Origin of the sequence: Thermobifida halotolerans (assembly GCF_003574835.2) — a bacterium.
GTDB lineage: Bacteria > Actinomycetota > Actinomycetes > Streptosporangiales > Streptosporangiaceae > Thermobifida > Thermobifida halotolerans.
Window position 1 is genome coordinate 2,760,785 of the sequence record NZ_CP063196.1, and the last position, 20,272, is coordinate 2,781,056.

The window sequence follows — 20,272 nt, forward strand, 5'->3', positions numbered from 1 at the left end:
GCCACGCCAGAGGACCAGCCGTACCGAAGGAGCCCCATGCAACTCTCGCTCGCCACGATCCTGGCCGAAGCCGCGCGCCGCCACCCCGACCGCACCGCGATTATCACCGACGACGCGCACGTGTCCTACGCGACCCTGTGGGAGGACTCCCTGCGGTACGCCGGAGCGCTGCGCTCCCTGGGCGTGGTCCCCGGCGACCGTGTCGCCCTGCTCGCGGGCAACGTCGTCGACTTCGTGCGCTGCTACTACGGCATCCTCGCCGTGGGCGGCACCGTGGTGACCGTCCCGCCGATGCTCAGCGCCGAGGAGGCGGCCTTCCTGCTCTCCGACACCGGGGCGCGCCTGGTCCTGGCGCAGGACATGTTCGCCGCACTGGCCCGCGCCGCCGTGGGCGACGGCGACGTCCAGGTGCGCACGACCGGTGAGCCGCACCGCCCCGACGCCCTGGAGTCGGTCGCCGCCGCCGCGGAACCGCTGCCCTCCCACGTCTCACGCTCCCCCGACGACGTCGCCGTGATCTTCTACACCAGCGGCACCACGGGCACGCCCAAGGGCGCCCTGCTGACCCACCTCAACCTGGTGATGAACGCCACCGTCAACGCGTTCGACGTCCACCCCATGAGCGGCGACGACGTCGTCATGGGCTCCCTGCCGCTGTTCCACACCTTCGGCCAGTCCGTCGCCCTCAACACCACCTTCCGGGTCGGCGCCACCCTGGTCCTGCAGGAGCGCTTCGACCCGGACGAGGCGATCCGGATGATGCGCGAGCACGGCGCCACCATCTTCGACGGCGTGCCCACGATGTTCGTCCGCCTGGCCGAGGCCGCGGCCAACCACAGCGAACTCCCCGACCTGCGGTTCTGCGTCTCCGGCGGTGCGTCCCTGCCGGAGGTGGTGCTGCGCCGGTTCGAGGAGGCGTTCTCCACCACCATCTACGAGGGCTACGGCCTGTCGGAGACCTCGCCGACGGCCAGCACCAACCAGCCGCTGTACGGCGCCCGCACCGGGTCGGTCGGCCACCCCATCTGGGGCGTGGACGTGGAGATCGCCCGCGCCGACATCGACGAGCGCGTGGAACTGCTGCCCAGGGGCGAACAGGGCGAGATCGTGGTGCGCGGCCACAACGTCTTCGCCGGCTACCTCAACCGTCCGGAGGCCACCGCGGAGGCGGTCGTCGACGGCTGGTTCCGCACCGGCGACATCGGCTTCCGCGACGACGAAGGCTTCATCCACATCGTGGACCGCAAGAAGGACCTCATCATCCGCGGCGGCTTCAACGTCTACCCGCGCGAGGTGGAGGAGGTCCTGCTGCGGTTCCCGGGGATTTCCCAGGTGGCGGTGGTCGGACTGCCCGACGCCGAACTGGGTGAGGAGGTCTGCGCGGTGGTGGTGCCCGAGAAGAAGGGCGCCGTCGACCCCGCCGAGCTCCAGTCCTGGGCTCGCGAACGCCTGGGCAGGCACAAGTACCCGCGCAGAGTGGAGATCGTGACCGAGCTTCCACTGGGCCCGAGCTTCAAGGTACTCAAGCGCGAACTGCGTGCGCGCTTCGGGGGAAAGAGTTAGGAAAGATGGTCGACTTCGCACTGACCGAAGAACAGCGGGAGGTCCGCGACTGGGTGCGCACCTTCGTCGAGCGCGAGCTCATGCCGCTCGAACAGGAGGTGTTGCGCCGTGAGCGCACCGGCGAGGGGCACGGTCTGACCTCCCAGGAACTGCACGACCTCCGGCAACTCGCCAAGAAGTCCGACTTCTGGGGAATCCAGACACCCGTCGAGTACGGCGGCATGGGGCTGGACGCGATCACCACGGCGCTGGTCGAGACCGAACTGGGGCGCACGTTCGTCCCGTTCAGCTTCGGCGGCAGCGCCGACAACATCCTCTACTACGCCAACGAGGAGCAGAAGCGGCGCTACCTGCTGCCCACGATCGCGGGCGAACGGAAGTCCTGCTTCGCCATCACCGAGCCGGGCGCGGGGTCGGACGCCAAGGCGATCCGCACCCGGGCGCACAAGGACGGCGACCACTGGGTGATCAACGGCGAGAAGACCTTCATCACCGGAGGCAACGAGGCCGACTTCACCATGGTGTTCGCCGTCACCGACCCCGAGAGGGGGGCCGACGGCGGGGTCACCTGCTTCCTGGTGGACCGCGAGGCGGGATGGCGCTCCGAGCCCATCCCCACCATGGGCGAGTGGGGTCCGGCCTCGCTGGTCTTCGAGGACGTGCGGGTGCCCGAGTCCAACGTGCTGGGCGAGGTCGGCCAGGGCTTCGCGCTGGCGATGAAGTGGATCGGCCGGGGCCGCTACCTGCTCCCCGCGCGCGCCCTGGGCGCCTGCGAGCGGCTGCTGAGCATGGCCGTCGACTACGCCAACACGCGCGAGACCTTCGGCAGGCCGATCGCCGACCGCCAGGCCATCCAGTGGATGATCGCCGACTCCCAGGTGGAGATCGAGGCGCTGCGCCTGCTGGTGCTCAACGCCGCCTGGCAGGTGGACAACGACCGGGACTCCCGGCACGCCCAGTCCATCGCCAAACTGTACGGCGGTCAGAAGGCCAACGAGATCGTCGACCGGGTGCTGCAGATCCACGGGGGCATGGGCTACACCCGCGAGCTCCCCGTCGAGCGCTGGTACCGCGAACTGCGGCTGCTGCGCATCTACGAGGGGACCGACGAGATCCAGCGCCGCACCATCGCGCGCGACCTGCTCAAGGGGTACGTCAAGGTGGGTTCCACGCTGGGGTGAGGAACGCGTCGGGGCCGACGTCCGGGCGGGCGTCGGCCCCGACGCGTGTCGGGAGGCCCGTCCCCGCCGCCGTCCTGTCGGCGGCGGGCGCCGGTTCCCCCACCGCTCCACGGACCACCGGGACAACAGGAATCCCAGACCCGAAACCGGGAACATAACCCCAACAACGGACAACAAAGAATCCGGGTCGGAAAAATTAACATACCGATCCCCATTCTCGGAATCACTGCCCGGTAGATTCCATTCCCCACCCCCGAAGGCCAGCCGTGATCCATTAGATATGGAGTTTCCCGGCCTTTTTCCCTCCGGATCCGTATAGTCGGTGGCGGTCAGAGGAATCCCCCTGTGGTCGAGGCGATCTGGAGGACAAGAATCCCGTGGCAGACAGCGCCCCCTTCCACGGACCCGCATACCCGGACGAAAGACCACCGATTCCCGATATCGATCTGAGCGTCCCAACGGTCGCGCGCACCTACGACGCACTGCTGGGCGGCAAGGACAACTTCGAGGCCGACCGCATAGCCGCCCAGATCATCGAATCGGTCAATCCCGGATCAAAAACGCTGATCCGGCAGAACCGCAGGTACCTGACCCGTGCGGTGGACCACGTCGCGGGCGCCCTGGGGATCGACCAGTTCCTCGACCTGGGCTCGGGGCTGCCGACCATGGAGAACACCCACCAGATCGCCCAGCGCCGCGTCCCGGAGGCGCGGGTGGTCTACGTCGACATCGACCCGATCGTCCTGACCCACAGCCGCGCGCTCCTCGTGGACAACCCCCACACCGGGGTCGCCGTGGGTGACGCGCGCCACGTGACCGAGGTCCTGACCTCCCCCGAGGTCACACGACTGCTCGACTTCGACCGGCCCGTGTGCCTCATGCTGGTCAGCCTGCTGCACTGCGTCTCCGACGCCGATGACCCGTGGGGACTGGTACGCCGCTACTTCGACCGGTTCGCGCCCGGATCGGTGCTCATCCTGTCCCATCTGGCCTCGGACGACGCGGCGGCCGCCCGGAGGCTCGGCGACCACATCCGCGAACTGGGCATGGACTGGGGCTACATCCGCCGTCCCGAGGAGGTGGAGCGGCTCTTCGACGGTCTGGCGCTCGTCTCCCCCGCCGTCGACGACTCCGCCGCCCCGATGCTGGTGGACTGCGAGGGCTGGCGCAACGGGAACGTTCCCCCGACCCCCCGCCCCGCCGACCCGGACCAGAAGATCTGGGAGCACGCGGGCGTGGGCGTCAAACCCTGACGCCCGCGCGGATCCGCGCGGTTTCGCGCCCCCTCACGAGGTCGCAGCAGGCGGCCGCGGCGGCTCGTCCGCGCGGCGGCGCAGCACGGCCACCAGGAAGTCCGACTCGGCGGTGAAGGGCCGCAGGTCCCAGGTCGCCAGCGTCAGCTCCGTGACGAGCCCGGCCCGCTCGACGTCGCCGAAGAACCGGTCGAACGGGTATCCGCGTCCCGCACCGAAGCCGACGACCACCCGGCCGTCCGCGGTCACCTGGTCGCCCATCCTGCGCAGTACCTCGACCTCGGTGCCGGGCGCCAGGAAGGTCATCACGTTGCCCGCGCACACCACGGCGTCGAACGGCTCCTCCCCCCTCTCCGTCAGGTCGAGTTCGGCCAGGTCCCCCACCCGCCAGTCGCCCCCCGGATGGTCCTCGCGCGCCGCGGCGACCAGGTAGGGGTCGATGTCCACGCCCACCACGTCGTGCCCGCGCGCGGCCAGTTCGCCGCCGACGCGCCCCGGACCGCAGCCCGCGTCCAGGACCCGCGATCCGCGCGCGAGCATCGCGTCGACCATGCGGGCCTCCCCGGCCAGGTCCCGCCCCTGGGCGGCCATGGTCCGGAAACGTTCCACATACCAGCGGGAGTGGCCGGGGTTCTCCCGCACCCGGGCCTCCCAGGCGGTGATCTCTCTCATGGCTCCCACCCTCTCACCGTTCCGCCTCCCGCCGTCCGGGAGGGCCGCGCTCCCTCCTTCCGCGGCAGGACCCTCCTCCCTCCCCGAGGCGGGGAATGTACGCTCGTTTTCCACCGTTTTCGGCGTTTCCGCCCGCACACGCACGAGAGGCCCTCCGCGCGATGCCCCAGCCCGTCTCCCCGTCCGCCAGCGGACCGGCGCCCTCCCTGCTGTGGGGGGCGCGGGCCACCGCGCTCGTCCACGCCGCCCTGCTCGTCTTCGAGTTCGCCACCGCCGGACAACTGGTGGCGCAGAACCTCACCGCCCTGCCGCTGCACTCGGCAGGCGCGGTCGCGCTGCACGCGGCAGCCGGGGCGCAACTGGCCGTCACGCTGCTGCTGTGGCGGCCCGGCGGGGGGTCGCCGCTGCCGGCGGTGCTGAGCGCCGCGGCGTTCGCGCTCGGCCTCGTCCAGGCCTACCTGGGCAGCCACCTGCTGCTGGAACTGCACGTCCCCCTGGCGCTGGTCCTGGTCGCGCTGGTGACGTGGGTGCTGGTGCTGGTGTGGCGTCCCGCCGCCCGCTCCTGACCCGCGGCGACGCCCCGGTCGACGGCGCTCCCGGGGGCGGCGGAGACCGCCGTGGACAGGCGGCCAGGAGGTCCGGCAGCGCCTCGCGCCGCTCCGGCTCGGTGGTGGGCAGGACCGCGTACCAGGCGAGCGCGCCGGGGGAGCCGATCAGCCGGGGCCGGTCGCGCCGCGCAGAAGTCCGAGGCGGTCCGGCCCTGGGCGGCCGCGTCGGTTCCGGGAGTGGTGAGGTGGTGGCCGAGGAAGTGCCTCGGCGCTTTGGCGGGGGCTCGGGATCCCCGCCACCCGACCACGCGTCCGCCCCGGACGGGGGCGCCGACCGCCGGGTCCGCGGACGAGAGACGGGAGGCCCCCCGGGGGAGCCTCCCGTCGCGGACCGGCGGGACGGCCTCAGCCGACGACGTTGGCCAGCAGGGGGTCGACCGTCACCGCGACGAACAGCAGCGCCAGGTAGGCGTTGGACAGGTGGAAGAACCCCATCGTCCTGAGCCTGGGCCCCGTCACCCCGGCACGGACCTGGTGGTAGAGGCGGTGCGCCTGGACCAGCAGGACCGCCCCCAGCGCCCCGGCGACCACCGGGTAGAGCGGGGTGGTGTCGGCGACGGGCCACAGCAGCAGCGAGACCACCACGGTCGCCCAGGAGTACAGCACGCACTCCAGCAGCACCCGGCGGTCCCCGGCCACCACCGGCAGCATGGGGACGTTCGCGGCGGCGTAGTCCTCGCGGTAGCGCATCGCCAGCGCCCACGTGTGCGGCGGGGTCCAGAAGAACACCACCAGGAACAGGATGAACGGCGCCCAGTCGAGGCGTGCGGTGATCGCCGCCCAGCCGATGAGCACCGGCATGCAGCCCGCGATGCCGCCCCACACGACGTTCTGCGCGGTGCGGCGCTTGAGCAGCAGGGTGTAGACGAAGATGTAGAACGCGATCGCGAACAGCGACAGCCCCGCCGCCAGCCAGTTCACGAACACCGCGAAACCGACCGTGGACAGCACCGCCAGGGTCAGCCCGTAGACCATCGTGCCGCGCGGGGTGACCTGCTGCATGGCGGTGGGCCGCCTGCGGGTGCGCCGCATCGCGCGGTCGATGTCGCGGTCGATGTAGCAGTTGATGGCGTTGGCGCTGGCCGCCGACATGGTGCCGAACACCAGCGTGGCCAGGGCGGTGCCCAGCGGCGGCACCCCCTGGGCGGCCACGAACATCACCGGGATGGTGGTGATCAGCAGCAGTTCGATGACCCGGGGCTTGGACAGCGCGACGTAGGCGCGGACGTAGGCGGCGAGGGAGGAGGGGCGGGACGCGGCTCCGGTGGACGGGTCGGCCCCCGGCTCGGAGCGGGCCTCGGAGGCGGAGGGACGGCCGAGAAGGGTCATGGCCGCCGCCGTACCGGGGCCACGCGCCAAGTCGCCGTTCTCGGCTGCTGCTGGGGTCGCCGACCGTGCGGCGCGGAACGCACGGCGGCCCTCACCCGCTCTACGGACACAGACACGCTCAAACCTCGAAAGAACTGGGAGTCAGGGCATCATCGTTTTCACGGCCGATCACCACGGATACGCGGCGCGGTGCGGCGCTCCGGCGGCCCCTCGCGCGCCCGGCACGGGCGCGCGATACCGTCAACGACAGAGTGTAGTGCTAGCGCGAAGCGGCCTCTCACCGGGGCCGCTTCGCCACGTGCGGCCCGTCCCGGGCGAGGTCGCGGGCCGCGCCGCCCGGCGGTCCCCCGGCCTCCGGAGGGAGGAGCGGTCAAGGATAGGGCAACGATTCCGCGTGCGGGTTTCAACGGTAGGGTCTGGGTAGTCACTAGCCCTCGGGCGTATGCACCTCGTCACGCACGGCGACCCCGCGTGTGGCACGTCGCTCCGCACTCCTCGGCGCGGCGTCACGGTGCACCCACCCATATCCTTCCGGCCAGCATCCCGCGAACTGGCCTGGATGCGCGAAAGGAGCCCTGAAGCCCGCGTGAACATCGGCACCCCGAAGACCTTGGACTGGTCGGAGCCGGACCGACGCACCGTCGACGTGGTGCGCGCTTTGGCCATGGATGCGGTCGAGGAGGCGGGCTCCGGCCACCCCGGGACCGCGATGAGCCTGGCTCCCGCCGCCTACCTGCTGTTCCAGAAGGTGATGCGGCACGATCCCAGTGAGCCGACGTGGGTCGGCCGGGACCGCTTCGTCCTGTCGTGCGGCCACTCCAGCCTGACCCTCTACATCCAGCTCTACCTGGCCGGCTACGGCCTGGGCCTGGACGACATCAAGCGGCTGCGCCAGTGGGGCAGCCGCACCCCCGGCCACCCCGAGCACGGGCACACCGCCGGGGTGGAGACCACGACCGGCCCCCTGGGCCAGGGCGTCGGCAACGCGGTCGGCATGGCCATGGCCGCGCGCCGCGAGCGGGGTCTGTTCGACCCCGACGCCGCCCCCGGGGAGAGCCCCTTCGACCACTACGTCTACGCCCTGTGCTCCGACGGCGACGTCCAAGAGGGCGTCAGCCACGAGGCGAGCGCGCTGGCGGGCACCCAGAAACTCGGCAACCTCATCATGATCTGGGACGACAACCGGATCTCCATCGAGGACGACACCCAGATCGCGTTCACCGAGGACGTCGCCGCCCGGTACGAGGCCTACGGCTGGCACGTCCAGGAGGTCGACTGGGTCGGCGACGGCGGCACCTACCACGAGGACGTCGAGGCGCTGTACGCGGCGATCCTCGCGGCGCAGGCCGAGACGGAGCGTCCCTCGTTCATCCGGCTGCGCACCATCATCGGCTGGCCCTCGCCCAACAAGCAGAACACCGGCAAGATCCACGGCGCCGCGCTGGGCGCCGAGGAGGTCGCCGCCACCAAGCGGGAGCTGGGCCTCAACCCCGACGCGCGCTTCGACGTGCCCGACGAGTTGCTGGAGCACGCCCGCGGCGCGGTGGCGCGGGGCCGTGCCGCCCGCCGGGAGTGGGACGCCGCCCTGGCCGCGTGGCGCTCGGGCGCCGGGGAGCGCGCCGAGCTGTTCGACCGCCTGTCCGCGGGCACCCTGCCCGAGGGCTGGGAGAAGGCCGTCCCGACCTTCGAACCCAGCGCCAAGGGGGTGGCCACCCGCAGCGCGTCGGGCAGCGTGCTCAGCGCGGTCGCGCCGGTGCTGCCGGAGCTGTGGGGCGGTTCGGCCGACCTGGCGGGCTCCAACAACACCACGCCCAAGGGCGAGCCGTCGTTCGTCCCCGAGGAGTACTCCACCAAGGCGTTCTCGGGCCACCGCTACGGCCGGGTACTGCACTTCGGCGTGCGCGAGCACGGCATGGGCGCGATCCTCAACGGGATCGCGCTGCACGGCCCCACCCGCCCCTACGGGGGCACGTTCCTGGTGTTCAGCGACTACATGCGCCCGTCGGTGCGGCTGGCCGCGCTGATGAAGCTGCCGGTGACCTACGTGTGGACGCACGACTCCATCGGCCTGGGCGAGGACGGCCCCACCCACCAGCCGGTGGAGCACCTGTGGTCGCTGCGCGCCATTCCCGGCCTGGCGGTGGTGCGCCCCGCCGACGCCAACGAGACGGCGGTGGCCTGGCGCACGGTGCTGGAGCGCGGCGACGGCCCGACGGCGCTGGCACTGACCCGGCAGGCGGTGCCGGTGCTGGACCGCTCCGAGCTGGCGCCGGCGGAGCTGACCGCCCGCGGCGGCTACGTGCTGGCCGAGGCGAGCGACGGCCGTCCGCAGGCGATCATCGTCGCCACCGGAAGTGAGGTGCAGATCGCACTGGAGGCGCGTTCCCGGCTGGAGGAGGCGGGTACGCCCACCCGTGTGGTGTCGATGCCGTGCCTGGAGTGGTTCAACGAACAGGACGACGCCTACCGCCAGCAGGTGCTGCCGCCGTCGGTGCGGGTGCGCGTGTCGGTGGAGGCGGGAATCGCCCTGGGCTGGCGCGAGCTGATCGGCGAGGCCGGTGAGTCGGTGAGTCTGGAGCACTTCGGCGCGTCGGCGCCCTACGCGACCCTGTACGAGCAGTTCGGGATCACCGCGGACCGGGTGGTGGCGGCGGTGCACGCCAGCGCCGCGCGGCTCGGCGGCGACCGGGGAACGACAACAGGCAACTGACGGTTCGGGGAGGGTCGCCGCGGAGTGCGGCCCTCCCCTCTTCTCTTCGAGGAGTGTCGAGAAGCGATGGGCAGCCCTCTTCAGCAACTCTCCGACGCAGGCGTGTCCGTCTGGCTGGACGACATCAGCCGGCAACGGCTGCGCAGCGGCAATCTCGCGGAGCTGATCGTCGAACGCAACGTCGTGGGCGTCACCTCCAACCCGACGATCTTCGCCAAGGCCCTGGCCGAGGGCGACGCCTACGACGACCAACTGCACGACCTGGCGCTGCGCGGGGTGTCGGTGGAGGAGGCGGTGCGCGCCATCACCGCCTACGACATCCGCTGGGGCGCGGACGTGCTGCGCCCCGTCCACGAGGCCAGCGGCGGCGTGGACGGCCGCGTGTCGCTGGAGGTCGACCCCCGCCTGGCGCACGACACCGAGCGGACCGTCGCCGAGGCGCGGGCCCTGTGGTGGCTGGTGGACCGGCCCAACCTGATGATCAAGATCCCCGCGACGGTCGAGGGGCTGCCCGCCATCACCGCGGCGCTGGCCGAGGGCATCAGCGTCAACGTGACCCTGATCTTCTCGCTGGAGCGCTACCGGGCGGTGATGGAGGCGTTCCTGACCGGACTGGAGCGGGCGCGGGAGGCCGGCCGCGACCTGTCGACGATCCACTCGGTGGCGTCGTTCTTCGTCAGCCGGGTCGACACCGAGGTGGACGCGCGGCTGGCCAAGATCGGCACCGAGGAGTCGGTGGCGCTGCGCGGCCGGACCGCGCTGGCCAACGCGCGCCTGGCCTACGCCGCCCACGAGGAGGTGTTCTCCGGTGAGCGGTGGGCCGCGCTGGAGGCCGCGGGGGCACGCGTCCAGCGTCCGCTGTGGGCGTCCACCGGTGTCAAGGACCCGGAGCTGCCCGACACCCTGTACGTGACCGAACTGGTGGCGCCGCACACGGTCAACACGATGCCCGAGGCCACGCTGTCGGCGGTGGCCGACCACGCGCGGGTCACCGGTGACACGGTGCGCGGCGGCTACGAGGCGGCGCGCGCCCACCTCGACGCACTGGAGGCGGTCGGTGTGAACATGGCCGACGTGGTGGAGAAACTGGAGGTCGAGGGCGTCGACAAGTTCGCCAGGTCCTGGGAGGAGCTGCTGGACCGCGTCGCCCGGGAACTCGACGCCAACGCCTGAGAATTCCCTCACTCGTCCGTTTCGTCGCCACCCAGCCGGTTTGCGGGAAAGAATGGCGGAGGCCCCGCCGGCCCCCTCCTTCCGAATTCCGTTCGGTACTGCGGGGAAGGGACAATTGCAGTGACCGTGTGTGAGACGAGGAAGGACCAATCGCCTTGAGCAGTGACCAGGTACAGGCCGGGGGCCTCACCATCACCCTGCGCGGCGCGGTGCGGAGCGCGACCGAGGACGCGCTGCAGAAGTTGCGGGACGACCGGGTGGCCTCCCGGCTGGCCGCCAAGGACGCCTCCCTGTGGGGTCCCGCGGCCGAACCCGAGGCGTCGATCCGGCTGGGCTGGGTGGACCTGCCCGAGAGTTCCCGCGCGCTGCTGCCGCAGATCGCCGAGATCGCCCGGGCCAAGCGCGAGGCCGGACTGGACCGGGTGGTGCTGGCGGGTATGGGCGGCTCCTCGCTGGCCCCCGAGGTGATCGCCGCGAGCCGTGGCGCGCGGCTGGTCACCCTGGACACCACCGACGCCCACCAGGTGCGCCGCGCCGTCGAGACCGACCTGGAGCGCACGGTCGTGGTGGTCGCCTCCAAGAGCGGCGGAACCGTCGAGACCGACAGCCACCGCCGCGCCTTCGAGCAGGCGTTCACCGACGCGGGCATCGACCCGGCCGAACGGATCGTCGTGGTCACCGACCCGGGCTCGCCGCTGGCCGAGCTGGCCGCCGAGCGCGGCTACCCGACCGTGCTGGCCGACCCGAACGTCGGCGGCCGCTACAGCGCGCTCAGCGCGTTCGGCCTGGTGCCCAGCGCACTGGCCGGGGTGGACGTCGAGGCGCTGTTGGACGAGGCCGCCGCGGTCGCGGCGACACTGGCCGACGAGGCCAACCCCGCGCTGGTGCTGGGCGCGGCCCTGGGCGGCTTCGGCGGGCACGACAAGGTGGTGCTGGCCGGGGACACCCCGGTGGGGATGGGCGACTGGATCGAGCAACTGGTGGCCGAGTCCACCGGCAAGGACGGCGTGGGCCTGCTGCCGGTGGTCGTCGAGGGCGTCTCCGCCCCCGGCTTCGCCCCCGAGCCCGACACCCACCTGGTGGTCTACGGCGAGACCGCCCCCGACGCGCCCGACACCGTCGACACGGTGGTGACGGGTCCGCTCGGCGGCCAGTTCCTGGCCTGGGAGTACGCCACCGCGGTGGCGGGCTGCCTGCTCGACATCAACCCGTTCGACCAGCCCAACGTGCAGGAGTCCAAGGACAACACCAAGGCGCTGCTGGAACTGTCGAACAACGGCACGCTGCCCACCGGCGCGCCGCTGCTGACCGACGGAGCGGTCGAGGTGCACGCCTCCGACGCCGCCGGACTGGCCGACGTCAAGGACCTCGCCTCGGCGCTGCAGACCCTGCTGCGTTCGGTGCCCGAGGACGGCTACCTGGCGGTGATGGCCTACCTCGACCGCGACGCCGAGGGCGACGGGCGGGCCGCCTCGCTGCGTTCCGGGCTGGCCGCGCTGACGCCGCGCCCGGTGACGTTCGGGTGGGGGCCGCGTTTCCTGCACTCCACCGGCCAGTACCACAAGGGCGGCCCGGCCAACGGGGTGTTCCTGCAGATCACCGGTGAGGTCGATGCGGATCTTCCCGTTCCGGGCAAGCCGTACTCGTTCTCGCGGCTGCAGTTGGCGCAGGCGCTGGGCGACTTCAACGCGCTGGCCGAGCGCTCCCGTCCCACGGTCCGCCTGCACCTGCGCGACCGGGCGGCGGGCCTGGAAGAGCTGAACCGGGCGCTGGGTGCGATCCAGCCCTAGCCGCCCGGACCGCCGCGGCCGCCGTCCGTGGCGGCCGCGGCACCCCGCCGGACCGGCCGCGACCGCGACTCGACCTGAGAGGGATGCGACGTGAAAGAACCGGTGATGCCGGGAGCGGTGCCCAACCCGCTGCGCAGCGCGCTGGACCGGCGGCTACCGCGCATCGCGGGGCCGAGCGTGCTGGTGCTGTTCGGGGTCACCGGCGACCTGTCCCGCAAGAAGCTGCTGCCCGCCATCTACGACCTGGCCAACCGGGGACTGCTGCCGCCCGGGTTCGGCCTGGTGGGCTTCGCCCGCCGCGAGTGGGCCGACCAGGACTTCGCGCAGGTCGCGCACGACGCGGTGCGCGCGCACGCGCGCACCCCGTTCCGTGAGGACGTGTGGCGCCAGCTCAGCGAGGGCATGCGGTTCGTCCCCGGCGAGCTGCACGACGACGCCGCGTTCGACACGCTGACGCGGACCGTGCGCGAACTGGACGCCAGCCGCGGCACCGGCGGCAACTACGCGTTCTACCTGTCGCTGCCGCCGAAGCTGTTCCCGACGGTGCTCACCCAGCTGAAGCGGTGCGGGCTGGCCGAGGACTCGGACGGCTCGTGGCGGCGCGTCGTCATCGAAAAACCCTTCGGCCACGACCTGGCCAGCGCCCAGGAACTGAACGCGCTCGTCGACGACGTGTTCCCGCCGCACGCGGTGTTCCGCATCGACCACTACCTGGGCAAGGAGACCGTCCAGAACCTGATGGCGCTGCGGTTCGCCAACACCCTGTTCGAGCCGATCTGGAACCGCTCCTACATCGACCACGTGCAGATCACCATGGCCGAGGACATCGGCGTGGGCGGGCGCGCCGGATACTACGACGGCATCGGCGCGGCCCGCGACGTCATCCAGAACCACCTGCTGCAACTGCTGGCGCTGGTGGCGATGGAGGAGCCGCTGTCGTTCACCGCCGACGCGATCCGCGCCGAGAAGGTCAAGGCGCTGTCGGCGGTGCGGCTGCCCGAGGACCTGGCCACCGGCACCGCGCGCGGCCAGTACGCCGCCGGGTGGCAGGGCGGCGCGAAGGTGGTGGGCTACCTGGAGGAGGAGGGCATCTCCCCCGACTCCGCCACCGAGACCTACGCGGCGGTGAAGCTGGGCGTGAACACGCGGCGCTGGGCGGGCGTACCGTTCTACCTGCGCACCGGCAAGCGGCTGGGGCGGCGGGTCACCGAGGTCGCGCTGGTCTTCCAACGCACCGCCAACCAGGTGTTCGACCACGTCGACACCGAGGAGCAGGGCGCGAACTCGCTGGTCATCCGGGTCCAGCCGGACGAGGGGGTGACGCTGCGGTTCGGCTCCAAGGTGCCGGGCCCCAGCATGGAGGTGCGCGACGTGAGCATGGACTTCAGCTACGGCGAGTCCTTCACCGAGGCCAGCCCCGAGGCCTACGAGCGGCTGATCCTGGACGTGCTCATCGGCGACCCACCGCTGTTTCCCCGCCAGGAGGAGGTGGAGCTGTCGTGGCGGATCCTCGACCCGATCGAGGAGTTCTGGGCCAAGAACGGCCGCCCCGAACCGTACGAGTCGGGTACGTGGGGGCCCCGCTCCGGCCACGAACTGCTGGCCCGTGACGGCCGCCAGTGGCGCAGGCCGTGAAGCGGGACGCGCACACACCGCTCAACCCGGGCGCTGCCCGGGGTAGGGGGAGCACGGTCCCCCACTCACCAGCCAACCACCGTCGGGGCCCACTCCGCCAGGCCGACCGCGCGCCTGTGGACAGCCCTCCGGCGGCCCGTTCCGGGGAGGACCGTTGACGCTGTATCTTCCGCGAACCACGACCGCGCAGATCACCGAGGCGCTGGCCGCAGAGCGGCACCGTGTCGGCGGCGGCGCGATGAACCTCGTCCTCACCCTCATCGTCGTCACCGACGAGACCGACCACTACGACGCGGTGCAGGCGGCCACCGAGGCCGGGCGGGAGCATCCCAGCCGGGTGATCGCGCTGATCCTGCGCGACCCCGACACCGAACCGGCGATCGACGCCGAGATCCGCCGCCCCGGCACGTCGGGACCGGGCGAAACCCTGCTGCTGCGGCTGTACGGGCCGCTCGCCGAGCACGCCGACTCGGTGATCACGCCGCTGCTGGTGCCCGACACCCCGGTGGTGGCGTGGTGGCCGGGCATCGGCCCCACCAACCCGGTGGCCGACCCGGTGGGCCGCCTGGCGAACCGGCGGATCACCGACGCGCACCGCGCCGCCGACCCGGTCGCCGACCTGCTGGAGCGCGTCCGCCACTACCACCCCGGCGACACCGACCTGGCCTGGACCCGCACCACGCCGTGGCGCTCCCTGCTGGCCTCCACCATGGACCAGGCGTGCGGGTGGGTGACCGGCGCCGAGGTCTCCGCCGAGGCGCACCACCCCAGCGCCGACCTGCTGGCCGCGTGGTTGGCGCAGCGGCTGGACGTTCCGGCGCGGCGCCACGTCTCCACCGGCCCGGGCATCACCGAAGCGGTCCTGGTCACCGAGGACGGCCCCATCACCATCAGCCGCAAGGACGGCCGGGTGGCCACCCTGCACCGGCCGGGACGGCCCCTCCAGACGGTGGCGCTGTCGCGGCGCCGGGTCGCCGAGTACCTCGCCGAGGAACTGCGCCGCCTGGACTCCGACGAGATGTACGAGCTCACCGCCAAGTTCATGGTGGAGCGGCTGAGCGGAACGGAGGTGTCGGCGTGAGCCGGATCGTCAACCCGCCCACCGTGGTCGTGCAGCCCGACGCCGACCTGCTGGCCAAGGCCACGGCGGCGCGCATCGTCACCCGCCTGGTGGACGCCCAGGCGCTGCGCGGCACCGCGTCGGTCGTGCTGACCGGCGGCGGCATCGGTATCGCGGTGCTGGAGCGGCTGGCTCAGGCCCCCGCACGCGACGCCGTCGACTGGTCGCGCGTGGACGTGTGGTGGGGCGACGAGCGGTTCCTGCCGTCCGGCGACCCCGAACGCAACGAGACGCAGGCGCGCCGCGCCCTGCTGGACCACGTGCCGGTCCCCGCCGAGCGGGTGCGTCCGATGGCCGCCTCCGACGGGGTGGACGGCGACGACCCGGAGGCGGGGGCGCGCCGCTACGCCGACGCGCTGCGGGAGGCGGCCGAGTACGGCGACGCGGTGCCGGTGTTCGACGTGTGCCTGCTGGGCGTGGGCCCGGACGCGCATGTGGCCTCGCTGTTTCCGGAGCGGCCCGCGATGTACGAGACCGAGCGGACCGTGGTGGCGGTGCACGGCTCGCCCAAGCCGCCGCCGGTGCGGATCTCGCTGACGCTGCCCGCGATCCGCGCCGCCCGCGAGGTGTGGCTGCTGGCGTCGGGCGAGTCCAAGGCCGACGCGGTCCGCATGGCCCTGGACAAGGCCGGACCGGTGCAGGTTCCGGCGGCGGGGGCGCGCGGCCGCAACCGTACCCTGTTCCTTCTGGACTGCGCGGCGGCGAGCGCCCTGCCGCCGGGCTTCTACGTTCCGGGGACGGTCTGAGCCCCGTTCGACCACCGTCCCGGTGCCGCGGTCGCGTTCGCGCGTGCGAGGCGACCGCGGCACCGGGATCAGCGACCGCCGGTCGCTTCGGTCATCCGGGGAACACCCCGCCGGTGGAGTTGCTGAGACTGCAGGCGTCACCGGCGACCACCGAGTGGTAGACGCCCCGGCCGTTCCAGTGGCCGACCGCCGTGCCCCGCGTCGGCCAGATCACCGGAGGGCAGGGGTCGTAGAGGGGCGGCAGGGCCTCGAAGTCGCCGTCGACCTCGCGCAGGGCGTCGCAGGCGAACTCCGGGTAGGGGTGGGTGCCGCCGTCGGGACCGCACTCCAGGGTGAGGAACCGGTGGTCGCCGCCGGAGCCTTCCAGCGGCTGGATGATGAGGGCGAGGAAGGCGTCGGGGCCGCTGCCTTCGGGCTGGGAGTCGGCGGCCGCCGGGGCCGCGGCGAGGGGGAGCACGCAGGCGGCGACGGCCAGGGAGGCCGCCGCTCGGCGCAGTGCCGGAACACGCATGGGGAACCTTTCCACTGCTGGGACGGGGGGACAGCGCGACGCGGGTGCTCCTGCCGCTCCGGGAGCGCTTGTCACGCCCCGGAGTCGGCCCACGACACGCCTACTGTAACCGGAGGGACGGACACCGGTCCCCGCCGATCCCCCGGCAACCCCGCGCCCCCTCAGGGCTGCCGGGCCTCCCGGCCGAAGCGGACCGCCCGATACCGCCGACTCGCGTCCCCAGGTGCCCTGTGCATCCCCGCGGTGATCCCGGCTGGACTTTGCTGGTGGGGTTCTCGTGAGGCGCCGGTGGCACGGAGGCCGCGAGTCGGCCCCGGGCATTCCACCCCGACCCCCGCGACGCAACCCCACGGGCTGCCGGTGGTCGCCCGCCCCGGACGGCTGGTGCGGAATGCCCCGCCCTCCCCCGGTTCTCCGAGAGAATCGGCGCCCACCGCAGAACCGAACACCCAAACCTCGGCGAGAGCACGGCCAACGGTGTTCCTGGGCGGGCCCGGTCGAAGTCGAACCCGCCCGCGCGGACGCCCCGGGTGAAGGCCCGCCACTCCTCGCGGGTGTATCGGAGTCGCCGCCTTGCGAGCCCTCATCGGTCACTTCCTTCTGCCGGTCAGTCGGACAACTTCTGCTTCCAGACAAGCTTGTGAACGGCAAAAGTATGTGCGGGCCCAGCAGGAAGTGAGCGGTTCGCTACCGGAAGCCGCCGCCGTTCCGCTGTGGATCACCACCACGACACAGAACGGCCCGGGCGCAACAGCTACCAACCACCCGCCCGGGCCGCGCATCGAGGAAGGACTCCTGTGGACGACTCCCTTCCCGACTCCTCCAGTGTGCCGCACTCCGGTTCTCCCGACGAGACCGTCCGCAGCCCCGAACCGGAGCGCCCCCGCCGTGTTCGCCGATCGCGTGCGGCCTCCTGGTCTGGCTGTAGCCCCCCGGGGCGGAGGCCCCTTCACCCGCTCCCCCGGGGCTGAGGCCACACGGCCCCTCGACCGGGGCCAGCCACTCCTCCTCGGCTTCCCGGCACCGGGGCAAAGGGGCGGACGGCCGCCGGCCGTCCGCCCCTTTTCTCCTCCCATCCCGGCGGTGGTCGAGGGCGACGGCGGCGCGGTCGCGAAGAGTGCTCGGGTCGGCGGGGGGGTGCGGTATCAGGCTTGTCCGCGACGCCGGGACGGATGCCTCCGGAAACGGGGACCGGAGAGGGATGCGGGGGGACAGAAACCATTCCGCGGCACCGGGCGCACCGGCACCGGACAACACGCACCGTGGTTGAAGTAGCGTTTTCCAGCGCCGATTGCAAACAGAGAGTAACATGGCCAACACGGCAAGGGAAAGTCCTCTTTTCTTTTTTTCTGATTTATCCCGGCCACGGCTCCGTTGTCCCGTCCGCGTCCCCGTCGTCGTGGACCGTTCGGCGCACCCCCTCCCCGCCGGGGTGGCAGTCCAGCGCGCGGCAGCCGATGACCGTCCCGTCGGCGGCGCGCACCAGGTCGGTGGGCACCAGCAGGTCGCGGCGCTCCGGGTGGGCCGCGGCGACCAGCGCGGAGACGATGTACCAGGTCCCCGGGCACACCTCGGGCAGCGCGGCGCGCCCGTAGTACTGGCGGACCAGGGGCACCCCGTCGACCAGACCGACGCACACCCTGGTCACCGGCACCCGTACCGGCCGCGCCGCGGCCGGATAGCGCCTGACCACCCGGGTGCCGTCGGCGAAGACCGTCACCTCGTGCGGGGTCAGGTTCAGCAGCGGCATCCGGGCTCTTCCTCGCCATGGGCACGTGTCGGGAATCCGCGGAACGCGGAGGACACCCGGTGCCTCTCGGACGGCCCGGCAGAAGCCGGTCCGCAATGCCCGAGAACCCGCGGGCCGGACTGTCCGAGAGACACGGGCATCACAGCCGCAACGCGAGGGAGAGCAGATGCGCGCCAGGAACCGGGCGTCGGAACCCCGTATCCCGTTCGCTCAGCGACGGAGGCTGCGGCGTCAGGCCCGTGCCGACGCCCGTGTGGTGCTCCCCGCGCTCGTGGCACCGAACCGGTCCGTCTCCCTGGGAATCTCCACCGTCGACGAGCAGGTCTTCGCGGCCCACCAGGGCCTGGAGCGGGAGTACCTGCGTCTGCTCACCGTGCTGCGCCCCATCGACAGGGAGATCGAGGTCCTGGAGACCCGGATCGCGTTGGCCCGCATGGAGATCGACGCCCGGAACGAACGGACGGTGCTGCTGCCTGTCCCGCAGGAGGAGGACCCGGCCCGCATCCGGTTGCAACGGGAGGTCGTCCACACCGCCCGTCGGCTGCCCCCGCTGCGCAAGGAGCGCGTATCCCACATCGCGGAGGCCCGGGCGGAGGGCAGGCGGATCATCGCCTACCACGAGCGCCTGATCTCTGTGTACCTGACCGAACTGTGCCGCCGGCACCCCGACGGCCAGGAGTTGAACCTGCTGCTGAGGGAGCGCCGCGGCAGCGCCCCGGGATTCGTCGCCGAACCCCCCTGGCTCACCGAGGAGCCGTGACCCGGTCCCGTGCCCGCTGTCCGAGACCTTTCCCCGACCGCATCGCCCGCCGAGGAGTCCACGATGAACCACGCCTCGATCGAGGATCACCCCGCCCCTCCCGACCGTCCCGCCCGCCCAACCTCCGACCTCAGCGACGAGCAGCGCGAGAAGATCATCAACGCCCACCTCATCGAGGCCGGCGGCGTCATGGTCCCGCTGCTGGTCCTGCTGTTCTGCATGGCCCTCTACGTCGCGATCATCGCCGCGGACTGGGCGTTCAACGCCGACTCCTTCGCGCTGTACTTCACGCAACTGGTGGACTGGCAGGTCCACGTGCTCTCCGGTGTGTTCGCCACCATCTACGCCGTCGCCGGATTCCTGGCCCTGGTGCAGCCGACCCGGCGGGGGCGGTGGCTCGCCGGAGCCGCCGCACTGGTCCTGGGCGCCTCCTCGGTCGTCGGCGTCCTGCGCTACCTGGGGTCGGCCGGAGAGGTCCCGCTGGAGGAGAGGATCCTCGGGGAGTTCTTCCACGAGTGGATCCCCCTGGTGCTGCCGCCCCTGTTCGCCATGCTCCCCTTCGTCGTCGGCATCATGCTGCACCGGGGAGCCACGAACGCGTTCTTGACCCTGCGGCTCGCGTGGGTGCGGAGGAGGGCCCGCCGCGCCGTCGCCGAGTACGGCAGGCAGCAGGGTGAGTACGAGCGCCGCAAGAGGCACGTCGAGGACCTCGACGCGCTGCACGGCTCCCTGGAGTCGGAGACCGAGAAGGTCCGCCTGGCGGTGCGGGGACGGCTGGAGCGGGCCCGCTTCCACGCCCGCTATCTGATGGCGCACCGGCCGGACGACCCGCCCTACCTCAGGGGGAACCTGGACGGCGCCCGGCGGTGACCGGGCGGGAGGACGAGAGGAGCGGCGCGGGAATCCGTGCCGCTCCTCGTTTCGCGTCCGCCCGGCGGTCGCGCGGTCACTCCACCGCCGTCTCCTGACGCAGCTTCCGCCGGATGCGGTGGTCCAGCAGCGCGTGCCGCAGGTTGGCGAGGACCGCCGCCATCCGGTCCACCTCCTGCCCGGCGGCCTCCACCGCCACCCGCTGCTCCTCGACGCGGCCCCGCGCCCATCCGGCGATCTGGTCGATCTGCTCGTCGCGCCTGCGCCGTTCGCCCTCCAGGACGGCCTCGGCGTCCGACTCGAAGGCGTTGACCCACGGGTCGAAGAAGTCGCCGTTGCCGAAGTCGAACACCTCGGGTTTGCGGTGGATCAGCTCCTCAAGCCGTCGGCGCAGCACGTCCTCGTCCAGGATCCGGTCGAGGTCGTAGGGCTGGTAGGTCCACGTGGGCTTCGGCCGCTCCGGGCCGCGTCTGAACCAGGGCATGCGGTCCCCTCCTGTGCGTGGTCTCACCGGGTTCTCTCGGACACCGGCTCTGTGGGGGTTGTCCGAGAGACAACCGCGGGACGGAGAACACGCCGCGAGGCCCCACAGAAAGTGAGA

17 protein-coding genes are annotated in these 20,272 nt (G+C 72.1%); 12 read left to right on the plus strand and 5 right to left on the minus strand.

The window, feature by feature from the left end:
* The first annotated feature begins 36 nt into the window (after positions 1 to 36).
* The 3 genes from NI17_RS12345 to NI17_RS12355 all read left to right on the plus strand — a co-directional run bounded on the left by NI17_RS12345 (position 37) and on the right by NI17_RS12355 (position 3,997).
* Positions 37 to 1,563, plus strand: coding sequence for a long-chain-fatty-acid--CoA ligase (locus NI17_RS12345; protein WP_068692787.1), 1,527 nt, complete (start codon positions 37 to 39; stop codon positions 1,561 to 1,563).
* A gap of 5 nt (positions 1,564 to 1,568) precedes the next feature.
* On the plus strand, positions 1,569 to 2,744 hold the full coding sequence (locus tag NI17_RS12350) for an acyl-CoA dehydrogenase family protein (RefSeq protein ID WP_068692786.1): 1,176 nt from the start codon (positions 1,569 to 1,571) through the stop codon (positions 2,742 to 2,744).
* A gap of 377 nt (positions 2,745 to 3,121) precedes the next feature.
* Positions 3,122 to 3,997: an SAM-dependent methyltransferase gene (locus NI17_RS12355; protein ID WP_234402036.1), complete on the plus strand. Its 876-nt coding sequence runs from the start codon at positions 3,122 to 3,124 to the stop codon at positions 3,995 to 3,997.
* Positions 3,998 to 4,030: 33 nt separating this feature from the next.
* Here the strand turns inward: NI17_RS12355 and NI17_RS12360 are convergent, their stop codons facing one another.
* A complete protein-coding gene (locus NI17_RS12360) occupies positions 4,031 to 4,669 on the minus strand; it encodes a class I SAM-dependent methyltransferase (protein ID WP_068692785.1) in 639 nt (212 codons plus the stop codon).
* 161 nt (positions 4,670 to 4,830) lie between these two features.
* Between NI17_RS12360 and NI17_RS12365 the strand changes: the two genes are divergently transcribed.
* Positions 4,831 to 5,235, plus strand: a complete 405-nt coding sequence (locus tag NI17_RS12365) for a hypothetical protein (RefSeq protein WP_068692784.1) — start codon at positions 4,831 to 4,833, stop codon at positions 5,233 to 5,235.
* 387 nt (positions 5,236 to 5,622) lie between these two features.
* On the opposite strand, the gene NI17_RS12370 is transcribed toward NI17_RS12365, so the two are convergent.
* Entirely contained in the window at positions 5,623 to 6,606 is a 984-nt protein-coding gene (locus tag NI17_RS12370) for a heme o synthase (RefSeq protein WP_068692783.1), read from the minus strand.
* 586 nt (positions 6,607 to 7,192) lie between these two features.
* Here NI17_RS12370 and tkt point away from each other — a divergent pair.
* The 6 genes from tkt to pgl all read left to right on the plus strand — a co-directional run bounded on the left by tkt (position 7,193) and on the right by pgl (position 15,780).
* The gene (tkt, locus tag NI17_RS12375) at positions 7,193 to 9,316 is read left to right on the plus strand and encodes a transketolase (protein WP_068692782.1); all 2,124 of its coding nucleotides are present in this window, start codon (positions 7,193 to 7,195) and stop codon (positions 9,314 to 9,316) included.
* Between the two features lie 66 nt (positions 9,317 to 9,382).
* Positions 9,383 to 10,489: a transaldolase gene (gene tal, locus NI17_RS12380; protein ID WP_068692781.1), complete on the plus strand. Its 1,107-nt coding sequence runs from the start codon at positions 9,383 to 9,385 to the stop codon at positions 10,487 to 10,489.
* A 155-nt stretch (positions 10,490 to 10,644) separates the two neighbouring features.
* Positions 10,645 to 12,279: a hypothetical protein gene (locus NI17_RS12385; protein WP_068692780.1), complete on the plus strand. Its 1,635-nt coding sequence runs from the start codon at positions 10,645 to 10,647 to the stop codon at positions 12,277 to 12,279.
* Between the two features lie 105 nt (positions 12,280 to 12,384).
* Positions 12,385 to 13,914 carry a glucose-6-phosphate dehydrogenase gene (gene zwf / locus NI17_RS12390; protein WP_068692779.1) on the plus strand — a complete coding sequence of 510 codons (1,530 nt, stop codon included), beginning with the start codon at positions 12,385 to 12,387 and terminating at the stop codon, positions 13,912 to 13,914.
* A gap of 154 nt (positions 13,915 to 14,068) precedes the next feature.
* The gene (locus tag NI17_RS12395) at positions 14,069 to 14,995 is read left to right on the plus strand and encodes a glucose-6-phosphate dehydrogenase assembly protein OpcA (protein WP_068692778.1); all 927 of its coding nucleotides are present in this window, start codon (positions 14,069 to 14,071) and stop codon (positions 14,993 to 14,995) included.
* Positions 14,992 to 15,780, plus strand: coding sequence for a 6-phosphogluconolactonase (gene pgl / locus NI17_RS12400; RefSeq protein WP_068692777.1), 789 nt, complete (start codon positions 14,992 to 14,994; stop codon positions 15,778 to 15,780). The genes NI17_RS12395 and pgl overlap by 4 nt, the downstream gene beginning before the upstream one ends.
* A gap of 91 nt (positions 15,781 to 15,871) precedes the next feature.
* On the opposite strand, the gene NI17_RS12405 is transcribed toward pgl, so the two are convergent.
* Positions 15,872 to 16,291, minus strand: a complete 420-nt coding sequence (locus NI17_RS12405) for an SSI family serine proteinase inhibitor (RefSeq protein WP_068692776.1) — start codon at positions 16,289 to 16,291, stop codon at positions 15,872 to 15,874.
* A gap of 1,354 nt (positions 16,292 to 17,645) precedes the next feature.
* Positions 17,646 to 18,041 carry a hypothetical protein gene (locus tag NI17_RS12410; RefSeq protein WP_068692775.1) on the minus strand — a complete coding sequence of 132 codons (396 nt, stop codon included), beginning with the start codon at positions 18,039 to 18,041 and terminating at the stop codon, positions 17,646 to 17,648.
* 166 nt (positions 18,042 to 18,207) lie between these two features.
* Between NI17_RS12410 and NI17_RS12415 the strand changes: the two genes are divergently transcribed.
* Together NI17_RS12415 and NI17_RS12420 are read left to right on the plus strand one after the other, a co-directional pair.
* Positions 18,208 to 18,801 (plus strand): hypothetical protein, encoded by a 594-nt coding sequence (locus NI17_RS12415; RefSeq protein WP_147416883.1) that lies wholly within the window; start codon positions 18,208 to 18,210, stop codon positions 18,799 to 18,801.
* A 63-nt stretch (positions 18,802 to 18,864) separates the two neighbouring features.
* The gene (locus tag NI17_RS12420; RefSeq protein ID WP_068692773.1) at positions 18,865 to 19,671 is read left to right on the plus strand and encodes a hypothetical protein; all 807 of its coding nucleotides are present in this window, start codon (positions 18,865 to 18,867) and stop codon (positions 19,669 to 19,671) included.
* A gap of 76 nt (positions 19,672 to 19,747) precedes the next feature.
* Here NI17_RS12420 and NI17_RS12425 read toward each other — a convergent pair whose 3' ends face one another.
* Positions 19,748 to 20,155: a hypothetical protein gene (locus tag NI17_RS12425; protein ID WP_068692772.1), complete on the minus strand. Its 408-nt coding sequence runs from the start codon at positions 20,153 to 20,155 to the stop codon at positions 19,748 to 19,750.
* Positions 20,156 to 20,272 lie beyond the last annotated feature (117 nt).

Coding starts and splice junctions, on each gene's coding strand:
- NI17_RS12420 (WP_068692773.1), top strand. CDS start 18,865: ATGAACCACGCCTCGATCGAGGATCACCCCGCCCCTCCCGACCGTCCC.
- NI17_RS12360 (WP_068692785.1), bottom strand. CDS start 4,669: ATGAGAGAGATCACCGCCTGGGAGGCCCGGGTGCGGGAGAACCCCGGC.
- NI17_RS12365 (WP_068692784.1), top strand. CDS start 4,831: ATGCCCCAGCCCGTCTCCCCGTCCGCCAGCGGACCGGCGCCCTCCCTG.
- tal (WP_068692781.1), top strand. CDS start 9,383: ATGGGCAGCCCTCTTCAGCAACTCTCCGACGCAGGCGTGTCCGTCTGG.
- zwf (WP_068692779.1), top strand. CDS start 12,385: ATGCCGGGAGCGGTGCCCAACCCGCTGCGCAGCGCGCTGGACCGGCGG.
- NI17_RS12415 (WP_147416883.1), top strand. CDS start 18,208: ATGCGCGCCAGGAACCGGGCGTCGGAACCCCGTATCCCGTTCGCTCAG.
- NI17_RS12410 (WP_068692775.1), bottom strand. CDS start 18,041: ATGCCGCTGCTGAACCTGACCCCGCACGAGGTGACGGTCTTCGCCGAC.
- NI17_RS12370 (WP_068692783.1), bottom strand. CDS start 6,606: ATGACCCTTCTCGGCCGTCCCTCCGCCTCCGAGGCCCGCTCCGAGCCG.
- NI17_RS12345 (WP_068692787.1), top strand. CDS start 37: ATGCAACTCTCGCTCGCCACGATCCTGGCCGAAGCCGCGCGCCGCCAC.
- NI17_RS12405 (WP_068692776.1), bottom strand. CDS start 16,291: ATGCGTGTTCCGGCACTGCGCCGAGCGGCGGCCTCCCTGGCCGTCGCC.
- NI17_RS12350 (WP_068692786.1), top strand. CDS start 1,569: ATGGTCGACTTCGCACTGACCGAAGAACAGCGGGAGGTCCGCGACTGG.
- NI17_RS12425 (WP_068692772.1), bottom strand. CDS start 20,155: ATGCCCTGGTTCAGACGCGGCCCGGAGCGGCCGAAGCCCACGTGGACC.